Source organism: Nitratireductor pacificus pht-3B, from assembly GCF_000300335.1.
Lineage (GTDB): Bacteria > Pseudomonadota > Alphaproteobacteria > Rhizobiales > Rhizobiaceae > Nitratireductor > Nitratireductor pacificus.
The window spans coordinates 176,142-189,887 of the sequence record NZ_AMRM01000005.1; the positions used below are offsets into that span (position 1 = coordinate 176,142).

15 protein-coding genes are annotated in these 13,746 nt (G+C 67.1%); 5 read left to right on the forward strand and 10 right to left on the reverse strand.

Annotated elements, in window-relative coordinates:
- Positions 1-32: 32 nt before the first annotated feature.
- The 4 genes from NA2_RS06170 to NA2_RS06185 form a co-directional block, all read right to left on the reverse strand.
- On the reverse strand, positions 33-620 hold the full coding sequence (locus tag NA2_RS06170) for a histidine phosphatase family protein (protein ID WP_008595381.1): 588 nt from the start codon (positions 618-620) through the stop codon (positions 33-35).
- A 13-nt stretch (positions 621-633) separates the two neighbouring features.
- Entirely contained in the window at positions 634-1,452 is an 819-nt protein-coding gene (gene fabI, locus NA2_RS06175; RefSeq protein ID WP_008595382.1) for an enoyl-ACP reductase FabI, read from the reverse strand.
- Positions 1,453-1,606: 154 nt separating this feature from the next.
- On the reverse strand, positions 1,607-2,536 hold the full coding sequence (locus NA2_RS06180) for a DnaJ C-terminal domain-containing protein (RefSeq protein ID WP_008595385.1): 930 nt from the start codon (positions 2,534-2,536) through the stop codon (positions 1,607-1,609).
- A 118-nt stretch (positions 2,537-2,654) separates the two neighbouring features.
- Entirely contained in the window at positions 2,655-3,071 is a 417-nt protein-coding gene (locus NA2_RS06185; protein ID WP_008595392.1) for an RT0821/Lpp0805 family surface protein, read from the reverse strand.
- Positions 3,072-3,152: 81 nt separating this feature from the next.
- Between NA2_RS06185 and pdxH the strand changes: the two genes are divergently transcribed.
- On the forward strand, positions 3,153-3,770 hold the full coding sequence (gene pdxH / locus NA2_RS06190) for a pyridoxamine 5'-phosphate oxidase (protein ID WP_008595399.1): 618 nt from the start codon (positions 3,153-3,155) through the stop codon (positions 3,768-3,770).
- A gap of 16 nt (positions 3,771-3,786) precedes the next feature.
- Here pdxH and NA2_RS06195 read toward each other — a convergent pair whose 3' ends face one another.
- Together NA2_RS06195 and NA2_RS06200 are read right to left on the reverse strand one after the other, a co-directional pair.
- Positions 3,787-4,539, reverse strand: coding sequence for a crotonase/enoyl-CoA hydratase family protein (locus NA2_RS06195; protein ID WP_420798695.1), 753 nt, complete (start codon positions 4,537-4,539; stop codon positions 3,787-3,789).
- A 15-nt stretch (positions 4,540-4,554) separates the two neighbouring features.
- Positions 4,555-6,339, reverse strand: coding sequence for an acyl-CoA dehydrogenase family protein (locus NA2_RS06200; RefSeq protein WP_008595401.1), 1,785 nt, complete (start codon positions 6,337-6,339; stop codon positions 4,555-4,557).
- Between the two features lie 263 nt (positions 6,340-6,602).
- Between NA2_RS06200 and NA2_RS06205 the strand changes: the two genes are divergently transcribed.
- Positions 6,603-6,842 (forward strand): hypothetical protein, encoded by a 240-nt coding sequence (locus NA2_RS06205; protein WP_008595402.1) that lies wholly within the window; start codon positions 6,603-6,605, stop codon positions 6,840-6,842.
- 55 nt (positions 6,843-6,897) lie between these two features.
- On the opposite strand, the gene purD is transcribed toward NA2_RS06205, so the two are convergent.
- The gene (purD, locus tag NA2_RS06210; RefSeq protein ID WP_008595403.1) at positions 6,898-8,172 is read right to left on the reverse strand and encodes a phosphoribosylamine--glycine ligase; all 1,275 of its coding nucleotides are present in this window, start codon (positions 8,170-8,172) and stop codon (positions 6,898-6,900) included.
- 163 nt (positions 8,173-8,335) lie between these two features.
- Between purD and ubiA the strand changes: the two genes are divergently transcribed.
- Entirely contained in the window at positions 8,336-9,319 is a 984-nt protein-coding gene (ubiA, locus tag NA2_RS06215; protein ID WP_008595404.1) for a 4-hydroxybenzoate octaprenyltransferase, read from the forward strand.
- Between the two features lie 18 nt (positions 9,320-9,337).
- Here the strand turns inward: ubiA and NA2_RS06220 are convergent, their stop codons facing one another.
- The 3 genes from NA2_RS06220 to NA2_RS06230 form a co-directional block, all read right to left on the reverse strand.
- Positions 9,338-9,901, reverse strand: a complete 564-nt coding sequence (locus tag NA2_RS06220; protein ID WP_008595411.1) for a DUF6101 family protein — start codon at positions 9,899-9,901, stop codon at positions 9,338-9,340.
- A gap of 212 nt (positions 9,902-10,113) precedes the next feature.
- On the reverse strand, positions 10,114-11,529 hold the full coding sequence (locus NA2_RS06225) for an FAD-binding oxidoreductase (RefSeq protein WP_008595412.1): 1,416 nt from the start codon (positions 11,527-11,529) through the stop codon (positions 10,114-10,116).
- An 18-nt stretch (positions 11,530-11,547) separates the two neighbouring features.
- On the reverse strand, positions 11,548-12,504 hold the full coding sequence (locus NA2_RS06230) for an L-threonylcarbamoyladenylate synthase (RefSeq protein WP_008595414.1): 957 nt from the start codon (positions 12,502-12,504) through the stop codon (positions 11,548-11,550).
- A 173-nt stretch (positions 12,505-12,677) separates the two neighbouring features.
- Here NA2_RS06230 and NA2_RS06235 point away from each other — a divergent pair, with 173 nt between their 5' ends.
- Entirely contained in the window at positions 12,678-13,175 is a 498-nt protein-coding gene (locus NA2_RS06235) for a hypothetical protein (RefSeq protein ID WP_040676896.1), read from the forward strand.
- Between the two features lie 101 nt (positions 13,176-13,276).
- The gene (locus tag NA2_RS06240) at positions 13,277-13,687 is read left to right on the forward strand and encodes a hypothetical protein (protein WP_244423592.1); all 411 of its coding nucleotides are present in this window, start codon (positions 13,277-13,279) and stop codon (positions 13,685-13,687) included.
- The last annotated feature ends 59 nt before the right edge of the window (positions 13,688-13,746 follow it).

Genomic DNA, 13,746 nt, shown 5'->3' on the forward strand with positions numbered 1-13,746 from the left:
GGAGAATCAGCGATCCCCGGCTGCAAGATGCTTCAAAGCCACTCGGCCCGGCCGTCCCGAAGCCGCAGGAACCGGTCCTGCGGAATCTCGTGGCCGGACGCCTCGTCCGACGACACCAAACCGTTCAGGTAGAGCAGCGCGCGCATCACGCCGCCATGGGTCACGCACACCGTCGGCTGTCGCACTTCGTCAAGCCAGGTCTTCACGCGCACGGCCAGCATCTCGTAGCTCTCGGCTTCTCCGCCGGGTGGCACGAACCGCCATTTGTCCGTCGAGCGCGCCGCAGTGCTGCCCGGCGTTGCGGCTTCCAGTTCCTTGTAGGTCAGGCCCTGCCAGTCGCCGAAATGCAGCTCCATCAGCCGGGGATCGGTGCGGTAGCCCGCAGGATCGAGCCCCATCCCCGCACGCACCCGCTCCATCGTCTCACGCGTCCGCCGCAGCGGGCTGCATACGAAGTCGAAACCCGATGCGTCGCCCAGCAGTTCCGCCAGCCGCTCGCCGTTGCGATCGGCCTGTGCCCTGCCGACGGCATTGATGTCCTTGTCGGCCCGGCCCTGGAGACGCTCCTCCGCATTCCAGTCGGTCTGCCCGTGGCGAATGATGTACAGGAGTGGAAGCAAGATGCGGCCGCTTCTATTCCGTCACGACGGAGATGTCCGGTGCATCGACGGCCTTCATGCCGACCACGTGGTAGCCCGAATCCACATGCAGCACCTCGCCGGTGACCCCGCGCGACAGATGCGACAGCATGTAGAGGCCCGAATCCCCTACCTCGTCCGTGGTGACGACGCGCTTCAGCGGCGAGTTGTACTCGTTCCAGCGCAGGATGTAGCGGAAGTCGCCGATGCCGGAGGCAGCCAGCGTCTTGATCGGACCGGCCGAAATGGCATTGACGCGGATGTTGCTGCCGCCGAGATCGACCGCCAGATAACGCACGCTCGCCTCGAGCGCTGCCTTGGCGACGCCCATCACGTTGTAATGCGGCATCACCTTCTCGGCGCCGTAGTAGGTCAACGTCAGGATCGAGCCGCCATCGGTCATCAGCGGCTCGGCGCGCTTGGCCACCGCCGTCAGCGAATAGACCGAGACGTCCATGGTGCGCAGGAAATTGTCGCGCGTCGTTTCGACATAGCGGCCGGTCAGTTCGTCCTTGTCGGAAAAGGCGACTGCATGGACGAGGAAGTCCAGCCTGCCCCACTTCTCCTCGATCGTCCTAAACACCGCATCGACGCTGTCCATGTCGGTCACGTCGCAATGGCCGGCGACGATCGCGCCCAGCTCTTCGGCCAGCGGTTCGACGCGCTTCTTCAGGGCATCGCCCTGATAGGTCAGGGCCAGTTCCGCGCCTTCCGCCGCGCACGCCTTGGCAATGCCCCAGGCGATCGAGCGATTGTTGGCAACCCCCAGAACGAGGCCGCGCTTTCCGGCCATCAGGCCATTGCCGTTTGCCATGGAATGGTTCTCCGAAATCTCCTGCAGAAGCACACGGCGCCGATCCGGCAGCGCAGCGCTTCTTCACTCCGTATCCCTGCATCCGCGGGCGAGGCGATTCCCCCGCCGGCGATGCTACAAGCCGGCAGCCCTATCGCATAGCCCAGTGGCCGCATCAAGCGGATTGGCGGAACAAAGCCTCCAGAGCGGGGTCGCCGCCGTCGGGCAACATGATCTGCACATGGGCGTAGAGGTCGCCATTCCCCTCCGTCTTGCGCGGCAATCCACGCCCCTTAACCCGCAGCGTGCGGTCGGAACTCGACCAGGCCGGCACCGTCACGGCAAGCTTGCCGGTCGGGGTCTCCACCGCCACCTTGGCGCCCAGAACGGCGTCGCGCAGGCTGACCGGCAGATCGACATGCAGGTCCCGGCCCTCGATCCTGTAGCGCGGGTGTTTTCTGAAGCGCAGCTTGACCAGGGCATCGCCGCGTTCGCCGAACGGTGTCTCGTCGCCCTGCCCCTTCAGGCGGATCGTCTGGCCATCCTCGACATAGTGCGGCAGCTTGACGGCGATGCGGCGGCCACCGGGGAAAACGGCGGTCACCTTCGCGGCCTGGGCCACATCCTCGATATCGATGTCGAGCGTGGCGTTGAGATCGCCCATGCCGCTCGGACGCCCGCCGCCGGGCTGGCGGGACCGGCCGCCACCCTGCGAGAAGGCCTGGCCGAAGATCTCGCTGAAAATATCCGCGCCGCCGAAGCCCGCGCCATCGGCGCCGCCCGTGCGGAACTCGAAATGCTGCGCGCCCGGGCCGCCGCGGGCGGAACGGCGGAAGCCGGCGAAGGGATCGCCGCCGGCGCCCTCAAATCCCTGGAAGCGCGGCTTGCCCTCGGCGTCGATCTCACCACGGTCGAAAGCCCCGCGCTTTTTCTCGTCGCCGAGAATCTCGTAGGCTTGGCCGATCTCGTTGAAACGTTCCTTGGCCTTCGGATCGTCCGGCTGCTGATCGGGATGATACTTCTTCGCCAGCTTGCGATAAGCCGATTTGATGTCCTTGGCCGGGGCATTCTTCGCCACACCGAGTATGTCGTATGGATCGCGCATCTGCTGCTCTGTCGCTGACCGTCGCATGTCGGACGGCAAGAAGGTCGTGAAAACGGGATATCGCCCATAATATGCGGTCGGCTAGGAAGAAATTCCAGACCGAGCGGCATGTTCGGCCCTATAGAGGCGCAAATCCGTGGATTTGCCAACCGTCGGTGCCGGCGGCACAGAATTCTCCCCGGTAAAGGCCGACCCCGTCGAAGCTCTCGCGGGTGGTGACGAAGGTGCGGCAGACATCCCCCGGACCGCCGGCGAGATGCGTTACCGCGCCGCGCGCGCCGCTCTCGGGATCGTTCCATGCGAGTGGCATCGGGACCGCATCATCGGCGCTGGCCCCGGCAAGCGCCGCCATAAGGGCCGGCGTTCCGGAAATGGCGGGAGAAGGAGAGGTCTTCGGCACGGCCGGGGGAATCGCGCCGGTCACCATCGTGCGGTCCACATCCTGCCGCCCGAGATCCAGTGCACCCGTCGTGCAGCCAGCCATGAGCGGCAGCAGGGACAGCAACACGACGCTGCCCGGAAAACGCAGACCCAAGGCTCTGCCCCAAACTGGCGCTTGCGTTGCCCCCGGCAATCGGCATGCTCCCCGTACGATTCAATGATCCAGGCATTCATCATGATTGACGACAGGTTAAAATCCGGTGACTTCACGGAGCGCAACGAGCCTTACCGGCTGTTTGCCGAGTGGCTGGAGGATGCCGGACAGTCGGAGCCGAACGACCCCAACGCGGTGGCGCTCGCGACCGTCGATCCGGAGGGCCTGCCGAATGTGCGCATGGTGCTCCTGAAGGGGTTCGACGAGCGCGGCTTCGTCTTCTACACCAATTTCGAAAGCGCCAAGGGCCGCGAACTCCTGTCGGGGGGCAAGGCGGCCATGTGTTTCCACTGGAAGAGCCTGCGGCGCCAGGTGCGGGTGCGCGGCCCCGTCGAGCAGGTCAGCGACGAAGAGGCCGACGCCTACTATGCCTCCCGGCCGCGCGGGAGCCGCATCGGCGCCTGGGCATCGAAACAGTCGCGCCCGCTCGAAAGCCGATTCGCGCTGGAGAAGGCGGTCGCCGAATACACGGCGAGATATGCCGTCGGGACGATCCCGCGCCCGGCCTACTGGTCAGGCTTCCGCATCCTGCCGCAGACCATCGAATTCTGGCACGACCGCCCCTTCCGCCTGCACGACCGCGTCGTGTTCAGCCGCGGCGAGGACGGTGGATGGCGGACGGAGCGGCTTTATCCGTAGAGCGCGGTGCCCCGAGCTATTTCCGGCTCATGAAGGCCATGAATGCCTGGCGTGCCTCGTCCGACTTGAGGCGCGCGCGAAAATGCGTGGCCTCCTCCTGAATGCGCGCGACGACCGCCTCGCGCGGACCGCGAATGAGGTCGCGGGCGATGCGCAGCGCTTCTGGCGGCTTGGCGGCCAGCGCTTCGGCTGCCGCGAAGACGGCGCCTTCGAGCGCATCGGGCTCGACCACGGCGTGGATCAGGCCTGCGGTTTTAGCCTCCGCGGCCGGCAGACCCTGCCCCAGCGCCAGAAGGGCAAAGGCGCGCTGGTGACCGAGGATCATCGGCGCGATCAGGCTGGAACCGGCCTCCGGCACGAGGCCGAGATCGACGAACGGCGTCGAGAAGACCGTGCCGGGCGTCGCCAGAGTCAGGTCGCAGTGCAGGTGGATCGTCGTACCGATGCCGACGGCGATCCCGTCCACGCCCGAGACGAGCGGCTTTTCGGCATTGGCGAGCGCCAGAAGGAAGTCATAGACCTCCTGCCCGCCCTCTCCGCCGGTCGCAACCGCGAGAAAATCGGCCAGGTCGTTGCCGGCCGAGAAGACGCCCTCGCGTCCCAGGATCACATGGCAGCGGACCTCATCGTCGGCGTCGCCGGCCTTGAGCGCCGCCGCCATCGCCGCATACATGGCGCGGGTGATCGCATTCTTCTTCTCGGGCCGGTTGAGCCGGATCACCTGCAGAGCGCCGCGCCGCTCGGTCGTCACATGGTCGTTCACCGCCATCTCCTCCTGACGCGCCTAGTTTCCGAGAACCGCTTCAGCAGCGGCAATCAGGCTGTCCGCGCCGCCGACGACGCGCTCTTTCAGCACCGTGGTTTCGCCCAGCAGGTTTTCCGCCATGAAGCGGACGAGCAGCGCGCGGCCCGGATCGTCGTTTCCGGCCACGGCGCGCGCGTTGAAGATCGTGCCGATAGTCAGGGCGAACAGCCGCAGATAGGGCGTCGCTCCGGCGAGCGCGGTTTCAACCCCGCCTTCACCGGCGGTTTTCATCAGGAACGCCGTCGCCGCTTCCAGATCGTCGAGGGCTGCGGCGGTCCGTTCCGCCGTGGCGCCAAGCCGTTCATTGCCGCTTTCCGCGATGGCCTTCTGGTCGGCGCGCAGTCCGGCGAGGAATGCGGCGATCGCCTCGCCGCCCTGCAGGGGCAGTTTGCGCATCACGAGATCGATGGCCTGAATGCCGTTGGTGCCCTCGTAGATCGGCGCGATCCGGGCATCGCGATAAAACACCGCCGCGCCCGTCTCCTCGATATAGCCCATGCCGCCATGTACCTGAACGCCCAGCGAGGCCACCTCGACGCCGATATCCGTCGAGAACGCCTTGGCCATCGGCGTCAGGATGTCGGCGCGCGCCTGCCAGGTTTTTGCCTCATCGCCCTCCGCGATGCGCGCCATGTCGATGGCATGGGCACAGCAATAGGCGATGGCCCGCGCCATCTGCGTCTTCGCCTTCATCGTGAGCAGCATGCGCTGGATGTCCGGATGGCCGACGATGGGGCTCATGCTGTCCCCCGCCCCCCCCGAGGCGCCCGGCGCGCGGCCCTGCCGGCGCTCATGGGCATAGGCCAGCGCGCGTTGCGTCGCTGCCTCGGCGATGCCGACGCCCTGCATGCCGACAGCCAGGCGCGCATTGTTCATCATTGTGAACATGCAGGCCAGACCCCGGTTCTCCTCGCCGATCAGCCAGCCGATGGCGCCCGGCGCATCGCCGAACTTTCCGTCGCCATAGATCATGGTGCAGGTCGGCGAAGCGTGAATGCCGAGCTTGTGCTCGAGCGAGGCGCAGAACACGTCGTTGCGTGCGCCCGGCGAGCCGTCTTCGTTGACCAGAAACTTGGGCACCAGGAACAGCGACAGTCCGCGGGTTCCCGCCGGCGCATCCGGCAGGCGCGCCAGAACCAGGTGCACGATGTTGTCGGTGAAATCGTGCTCGCCATAGGTGATGAAGATCTTCTGACCGAAAATCCGGTAGGTGCCGTCGCCCGCCGGCTCGGCGCGCGCCTTCAGCGCGTTGAGGTCGGAGCCGGCCTGCGGCTCGGTCAGGTTCATCGTCCCCATCCACTCGCCGGAAACGAGCTTTTCCAGATAGGCCGCCTGCAGTTCGGGCGTCGCGTGCCTGTCGAGCGCCTCGATGGCGCCGATGGTCAGCGTCGGGCCGATGGCGAACGCCATCGAACCGGAGTTCCACATCTCGATCGCGGCGACGGCCAAGAGGGTCGGCAGGCCCTGACCGCCGAATTCCTCGGGCGCCGAGAGACCGTTCCACCCGCCTTCGCACCAGCGGCGGTAGAGATCGGCCCAGCCGGGCGGCGTGGTCACCGCGCCGTCCTCGAGCACGGCGCCCTTCTCATCGCCGATCCTGGCGAGCGGCGCGATCTCCTCGGCGGCGAAACGTCCAGCCTCGCCCAGAATGGCGTCGACGAGATCGTCGGAAAGGTCGCCGAAGCGGCCGGCCTCCAGATCGGAGGCGAAACCCGTCACATGCTTGAGGGTGAAGGCGATTTCATCGACCGGCGCACTATACATGCTGTTCTCCTCCTGGCTGCGTCAGCGAACCTGAACCGGTTCATCGTCTCACGGAAACCCTGGCCCGCTCCACCCTCCCGTTCCGCGGCCATGCGGATGTCAGGTGATCCCGACCAACCGCAGAGTGCTTCAACCGCCGGGAACGCGGCTCGCCATGATACCTTCGCGCAAGAGTGCTAATTCCTTTTTACGTAAACGTCAATCTTGCGATGATTGCCTGCGGCAGCCGCTCCGGGTAAAGCACCGGCAAAGAGGACAAGCAGATGCTGACACGCCCGGACAAGCATTGTTGCATCGAATGCGGAAAGGCGTTCGGCGCGCCCGGCTTCGCCTATCATGAAGGCTTGATCGAGAACGGCCCGGCCTACTGGGCGGATCGCGGTGTGCTGTGCTCGATCCAGTGCTCGCTGGCGCATCACCGCAAGCGGCTTGCCGAGGGAACGGTGCCGGACAAGCCCGCGCCCGATCCTTTCGAAACGGACCCGGTCTTCCGGCGGGACTGAGCATCGGGTTTTCGCGCCGCCAGCCAGTGCCGGCGCGGAACGCTCCCGTGACGGGCTATTCCTCGCGCTGCACCGCCCGCCAGCCGATGTCGCGGCGGCAGAAGCCTTCGGGCCAGTCGATCCTGTCGACCGCCGTATAGGCGCGTTTCTGCGCCTCGGTTACGGTCTTGCCCAGCGCCGTCACATTGAGCACGCGCCCGCCATTGGCGACCAGCGCCCCGTCGCGTAACGCCGTGCCCGCATGGAAGATCGCCGTGTCGTCGCCCTCCGCCGCCTGCGCCACACCGCCGATGACGCTGCCCTTCTGCGGGTTCTCCGGATAGCCTTTGGCCGCAAGGACGACGGTCAGCGCCGCCTCGTCGCGCCAGCGCGCCGACATGTGCGCCAGCTGTCCGTCGACCGCGGCGTTGAGCAGCAGCAGGAGGTCCTCCTTCAGCCGCAGCATCAGCACCTGGCATTCGGGGTCGCCGAAACGGACATTGTATTCGATCAGCTTCGGACCGTCCTCGGTCAGCATGAGGCCGGCGTAGAGAACGCCGGTGAAGGGCATCCCCATCTCCGCCATGCCCCGCATCGTCGGTTCGATGATTTCCTTCATCGTGCGCGCGATGAGCGCCTCGCTCAACACCGGCGCCGGGGAATAGGCGCCCATGCCGCCGGTGTTCGGTCCGGTATCGCCCTCGCCGACGCGCTTGTGGTCCTGCGCGGTGCCGAAGGGCAGCGCCGTCGTGCCGTCGCACAGGCAGAAGAAACTCGCCTCCTCCCCGACCAGGCATTCCTCGACCACCACCGAGGCGCCCGCCGCACCGAAGCTGCCGTCGAAGCAGTCGTCGACCGCCGCCAGCGCCTCATCGACGGTCGCGGCCACGGTGACGCCCTTGCCAGCGGCCAGCCCGTCGGCCTTGATGACGATCGGGGCGCCATGCTTGCGAACGTATTCGCGAGCGGCAAGCGCGTTGTCGAACCGGCCATAGGCAGCGGTCGGGATGCCGAAGCGGTCGCAGACTTCCTTGGTGAAGCTCTTCGATCCTTCGAGCTGGGCGGCGGCCGCGCTCGGCCCGAAGACGCGGATCTCCGCATCGGCAAGCGCGTCGGCCAGTCCTGCGACGAGCGGAGCCTCAGGGCCGACCACGACCAGGTCGATGGCCTTGCCGAGGCAGAAATCGACGATCGCCGCATGATCCGTAATGTCGAGCGCAACGCATTCGGCGTCCGCCTGCATGCCCGGATTGCCCGGCGCGGCATACAGCGCGGTCAGCACCGGAGAGGAGGCAAGCTTCCATGCCAGCGCATGCTCGCGACCGCCGGACCCGATGAGAAGAACCTTCATGCTTACTATTCCCGCTCCTTGAATGGTCGCTTGGGGCTATGGCCGATCCTGCCGCAGGTCAAGGCATTGAACGCAACTTCCCTCAAGAGAAAGGCTTGACGCACCGCGCCCGCCTTGCCACTCCATGCTAAGATATCACGAGCGTGAAGTCGAAAGGCGCAGCATGGAAGAGATCCAGTCCCGGCAGGGCCAAGGGCGCGTCGCCGATGCACCGTCCGGACATTGGGTTTACCGCATGCTGCCGCGCGGCCTGTGGCCTTATGCACAGCTCGCCCGTTGGGATCGGCCGATCGGCTGGCAACTGCTGCTCTGGCCCTGCTGGTGGTCGACGGCGCTTGCCGCGAGCGCCTTCGCCAGGCCCGGCGCGGCGCTGCTCGACGTGCTGCCCTCGCTGTGGCACCTCGCCCTGTTCCTCGTCGGCGCCATCGCCATGCGCGGCGCGGGCTGCACCTATAACGACCTGGTGGACGAGAAGATCGACGATGCCGTGGAGCGGACGCGCTCGCGCCCCCTGCCCTCGGGCCAGGTGACGCGCGGCCAGGCCGTCGCCTTTCTCATGGCGCAGGCGCTGGCCGGCCTGCTCGTGCTGGTGCAGTTCAACGGCTTCGCCATCGCGCTCGGCCTCGCCTCGCTGGCGACCGTCGCCATCTATCCCTTCGCCAAGCGCTTCACCGACTGGCCGCAACTGTTCCTCGGCTTCGCCTTTTCCTGGGGCGCGCTGATGGGCTGGGCGGCGCATTTCGAAAGCCTGACGCTCGCGCCGCTGCTGCTTTATTGCGGGTCGATCCTCTGGGTGATCGGCTATGACACGCTCTATGCCCATCAGGACAAGGAGGACGACGCGCTGGTCGGTGTCCGCTCGACGGCGCGCCTGTTCGGCGACAAGACGAAGCAGTGGCTGATCGCGCTTTACGGCGGCGCGCTGCTGTTCTTCGCGGTCGCCTTCGCCCTGGCGGAAGTACCGATGCCGGCGCTTGCCGGGCTGGTCGCCGCCGGCGCGCACATGGCGCGGCAGGTCCGGGTGCTCGACATCGACGATCCCGACCAGTGCCTGGCGCTGTTCAAGTCGAACAATGTGGTTGGCTGGCTGATCTTCCTGGGACTGATCGGCGGCGGCGTGTGGGCCGTGATCAGCCCACACTTCTGAGCAACAGCCGAATCCGGGTCAGTCGCGGGCGATGATCTCGTCGCCGCCGACGACAACGCGGACGCCAAGCGTGCCGCATTTGCGCCGCGCGAGGAAGCGCGGGCGGCGGGCGCGGACGGGTCGTCCCTGGCGGCGCTCGGCGGGCGGGCCGGCCTTCACCTCGCCGATGGACTCCTCGAGAGCCCGGGCAATGCCGTCGGCCTCGATGAGAAGCATCGGCAGGCCGTAGGCATCCGACCAGGCGCGCCAGTCCGCCGCCACGTCGTCCAGATCACCGGCCACGAGCAGCGGCACGCACAGCATCGGGTCCACATGGTGGAGTTCGAGCGTCACCGTGACGTCGCCGAAATCATCCTCGATGGCGCGAGCCGCGACGCCACGAAAGGCGCGCGGCGGCAACGCGAAGGTGACCGGCAGGCCGCTGCGGCTCAGGACGCGCTTCATGCGCACGCCGCGCTTGTCTATGCTGAAGGATATTTCGCCGAAATCGTCCATCGCCGCGTAGCTGACGGCCTGCGGCAGGCGAAACGGGTCGAGCCGCATTGCGCGGCCCGCCCAGACTGGCTTGAGCCCACTGTTCATCGTTAGCCTTCCTGTTACTCCTGAGAGCCGGTTTTCCGGTTCTCTCGCCGGGCCTTTTGCGGCCTCGTTATGGAGATCACCCTAGCGCGGAGGCGTTACCGTCAGGCTTAGAAAGTCGGTTAAATTTTGCTGATCATACAATTGGTTAGCGGTTTGACACCGGGCTTAACCGGCTGGCAAGACACGTCACCGGGGCGTTAACCGGCGTGCGGCTAGATCACTTTCCCGGGGTTCATGATGCCCGCCGGATCGAAGGCACGCTTGACGCGGCGCATCAGGTCGGTGGCGATGGCGGGCTGCGTGGCGATCAGCTCGTCGCGCTTCATCCGGCCGATGCCGTGCTCGGCGGAGAAGGAGCCACCCAAATCGCGCACGATGGCGTGGACAGCGTCGTTCATCGGTCGGTACAGCGCCAAATAGTCCCGCTTGTCGGCGCCCACCGGCTGGCTGATGTTATAGTGCAGATTGCCGTCGCCCATATGGCCGAAGCAGACGACCCGGCAGCCGGGCGACACGGCCTGCACCGCTTCGCCCGCCCGCGCAATGAATGCGGGGATGGCGGCGACGGGAACCGATATGTCGTGCTTGATCGAACCGCCCTCCGGGCGCTGGGCTTCCGACATGGATTCGCGCAGATGGCGGAACGAAGCCGCCTGCGTCTCGTTCTGGGCGATCGCCGCGTCGGCCACCAGTCCCGCCTCGTAGGCGCCGGTCAAAAGGTCCTCCATCGATGCCCGGGCGTCTTCGGCGGAGCGGCCGGAGGAGATTTCGAGCATCACATACCAGGGATGCGCCTCCGCCAGCGGATCGCTCGTTCCCGGCACATGCGCCAGCGTGAAGGCCAGCGGCGTCCGCTCGATCAGTTCGAACGCGGTCAGGCCACCGCCGGCCCGGTCGTTGGCCATGGCGAACAGCGCGAGCGCATCCTCCGGCGAGGACAGCGCCACCCAGGCAAGCTCACGCCCCCTGGGCATGGGAAACAGCCGGACCACCGCCGCCGTGATGATGCCGAGCGTTCCCTCGCCGCCGACGAAAAGATCCTTCAGATCGTAGCCGGTGTTGTCCTTCTTCAGTTTGCGCAAATCGTCGAACACCTCGCCCGTCGGCAGCACCACCTCGACGCCGAGGCACAGGTCGCGCGCCGTGCCATAAGCCAGCGCGCCGACCCCGCCTGCGTTCGACGACAGATTGCCGCCGATCTGGCACGATCCCTGCGAACCGAGCGCCAGCGGGAACAGCCGGTCCTTTTCCGCCGCCGCCTCCTGCAGGACCTGCAGGACGACGCCGGCCTCGACCGTCGCCGTGTTCGAACTGGTGTCGATCTCGCGGATGCGGTTGAGACGCGACAGGGACAGGACGATCTCCTCGCCGTTCTCATCCGGCATCTGGCCGCCGACCAGCCCGGTATTGCCGCCCTGCGGCACGATCGGCGTTCCCGTCTCGCTCGCCAGCGCCATGATGCGGGACACCTCGTCCACCGAGCCCGGCCGGAGCACCAGCGGCGTCACCCCACCGAAAAGGCCGCGCGGCTCTTCCTGGTAGGGCGCGATGTCGTCCGCCTGGCGCAGCGCGTGCGCAGCTCCGACGATGGCGGCGAACCGGTCGAGCAGTGCGGGGTCGATGGTCATCTGCTGGCAAGCCTCTCTTCAGGAACCGCGCGGCGCGGCGGCGCGCGCGAGGCGGTCGTTGATCGCCTCGCCCAGCCCTTCCGGCGGCACCGGCTCCGCGGCGATCAACGCCGCGCCCACCCGGTCGAGCGCCAGCAGGTGTGAGAACAGGTTGGCGGCCGCCTCGCGCAGATCGCCGCCCTCGGAAAGATTGAGCATCGCGGCCGCCCGTTCGGCGCCCTCGGCGCGGCGCGGCCCGAAGGCCAGCAACGCCTCTCCGGGATTCACCGCACCGGCGTTCAGCCGCATCGCCGCGCGGGGGGCGTAGTGCGAGACCATCATGCCCGGAGCCTGTATGCCTGTCGCCCCGCGCGCCACGCTCATTCCGGCCGCCCGCTCGATGTCTTCCGCCGCGACGCCACCCGGGCGCAGCAAAGTCAGTTTCTCATCCTCGACCTTGAGAATGGTCGATTCCAGTCCGACGGACGTCGCGCCGCCATCGACGATCAGCGGGATGCGATCGCCCAGATCGGCCGCCACAGCCGCCGCCGTGGTGGCGGTGATGCGGCCCGACGAATTGGCGCTGGGGGCGGCCAGAGGTCGGTCGAGCGCGGCGATGGCCCGGGGCGCGAAACCGCGCGGGCAGCGCAGCGCGATCGTGTCCAAGCCCGCCGTCACCAGCGGATGGATGCCGGAACCCCCGCGATGCGGCAGGACCAAGGTCAGTGGCCCCGGCCAGAAGGCCTCCGCAAGCTTTCGTGCCAACGGGCTGAAATGCGCGAGCCGCTCGGCCATCGCGATGTCGGCGACATGGGCGATCAGCGGGTTGAAGCGCGGCCTGCCCTTGGCCTCGTAGATGCGCGCCACCGCCTCGCCATTGGTGGCGTCGGCCGACAGGCCGTAGACCGTCTCGGTCGGAATCGCAACGACCGCGCCCGCGCCCAGCAGATCGAGGGCGCGCGGCAGCGCTTCGCTTTCAGGCAGGATCTCCGCCAACACTTTCTCCTGTCACATCCCGCAAGCTGCCTATAGCGCCAGCGCGGCCGCGGCAAGTTCCGCGGCGTCACCCATTTGTTAATTCCTGAGATGCTAAAGGTCTGCGAAACGGAAGTATAAAGCTTGCCGGCTCACGATCTGCTGTCGGCATCAACGCTTCACGGGGGGTCGGGATGCGGCTGCTTGGACTTGCACTTTTGGCCGTCATGCTTGCCACGGGAAGCCCGCGGGCATCGTCGATCCTGTCCATCGCCCAATCGTCGCCCGAACATGGCGGCTCCATGATCGCGCTCGAAAGCGAGGCCGCTGATCGTCCGGCATCGAACGAAGCCGCTCCCCTGTCCTATCCTACGCCCTCGCTCGCCGCCGCGCCGCATGCCGACCCGTTCCGCCTCACCCGGTCGATGATCGCCGCGGGCGCCGGGCTGCCGGATGCTCCCATCGCCACCGACGACGTGACCGGCGCCGTCGCAGCGAAGCACAGACGCGGCTTCGTCCTGCCGCCTGTGCTCATCCGCCCCGGCGTCAAGAGCGAACCGGTGCTGCACGCCATCACCCCGCCACGCAGGGCCGCCCAGGCACAGGAACCAGTGGAACCGGAGACGGATGAGGACGACGTGGAGAAGGAAGAACCCACCCGGCCGGCAACGAAACCGGGAGCGCCGCTTTGAGGCTCCTGACGCAGACTGACAGCATCCTGCCGTGGGCAGCTTGACGTTCCTGCCGTTCCGCATCACCTTCCGCGCGCTTGAGCCGCAAGGAGAGACCCATGATGACCTTCGTGAAAATCCTGCATTTCTTCGGCCTGATGCTGGGGGCCGCCGGTGGACTGGGCGGGATGATGGTGGCGATCCAGGCCAAGCGCGCCGAGGGCGCGCCGGCGCCCGCGCTTCTGGCGCTCAGGCCCCGTTTCTCCACCATCACGCTGGCCGGCGTCCTGCTGCTCTGGCTGACCGGCCTCTGGCTGTGGCTGGTGGGCTATGACGGGGCGTTCCTGAGCGGCGCGTTCATCGCCAAGCTCGTTGCGGCCGCCTTCATCCTGGCAGTCGCCGTCGCCGGGTTCCTGGCCATCAGGCGCGCCAAGCCGGGGAGCCCGCCGCCCGCCCTGCTGCAGAAACTCGGGCCGCTGGCCGGCCTTGCGTCCTATCTGGCGGTCGCGCTGGCGGTCTATGTGTTCGGCTGAGGTGCGACGCGTCGGATTCTATGGCTTTCGCTGAGGCTCGCCGCCTCAGATTCTATGGA

What these genes read in the sequence shown, in the direction of transcription:
- NA2_RS06235 (WP_040676896.1), top strand. Translation starts at nt 12,678, where the DNA reads ATGCGGCTGCTTGGACTTGCACTTTTGGCCGTCATGCTTGCCACGGGA.
- pdxH (WP_008595399.1), top strand. Translation starts at nt 3,153, where the DNA reads ATGATTGACGACAGGTTAAAATCCGGTGACTTCACGGAGCGCAACGAG.
- NA2_RS06220 (WP_008595411.1), bottom strand. Translation starts at nt 9,901, where the DNA reads ATGAACAGTGGGCTCAAGCCAGTCTGGGCGGGCCGCGCAATGCGGCTC.
- purD (WP_008595403.1), bottom strand. Translation starts at nt 8,172, where the DNA reads ATGAAGGTTCTTCTCATCGGGTCCGGCGGTCGCGAGCATGCGCTGGCA.
- NA2_RS06240 (WP_244423592.1), top strand. Translation starts at nt 13,277, where the DNA reads ATGACCTTCGTGAAAATCCTGCATTTCTTCGGCCTGATGCTGGGGGCC.
- NA2_RS06180 (WP_008595385.1), bottom strand. Translation starts at nt 2,536, where the DNA reads ATGCGCGATCCATACGACATACTCGGTGTGGCGAAGAATGCCCCGGCC.
- NA2_RS06205 (WP_008595402.1), top strand. Translation starts at nt 6,603, where the DNA reads ATGCTGACACGCCCGGACAAGCATTGTTGCATCGAATGCGGAAAGGCG.
- NA2_RS06195 (WP_420798695.1), bottom strand. Translation starts at nt 4,539, where the DNA reads ATGGCGGTGAACGACCATGTGACGACCGAGCGGCGCGGCGCTCTGCAG.
- ubiA (WP_008595404.1), top strand. Translation starts at nt 8,336, where the DNA reads ATGGAAGAGATCCAGTCCCGGCAGGGCCAAGGGCGCGTCGCCGATGCA.
- NA2_RS06200 (WP_008595401.1), bottom strand. Translation starts at nt 6,339, where the DNA reads ATGTATAGTGCGCCGGTCGATGAAATCGCCTTCACCCTCAAGCATGTG.
- NA2_RS06225 (WP_008595412.1), bottom strand. Translation starts at nt 11,529, where the DNA reads ATGACCATCGACCCCGCACTGCTCGACCGGTTCGCCGCCATCGTCGGA.
- fabI (WP_008595382.1), bottom strand. Translation starts at nt 1,452, where the DNA reads ATGGCAAACGGCAATGGCCTGATGGCCGGAAAGCGCGGCCTCGTTCTG.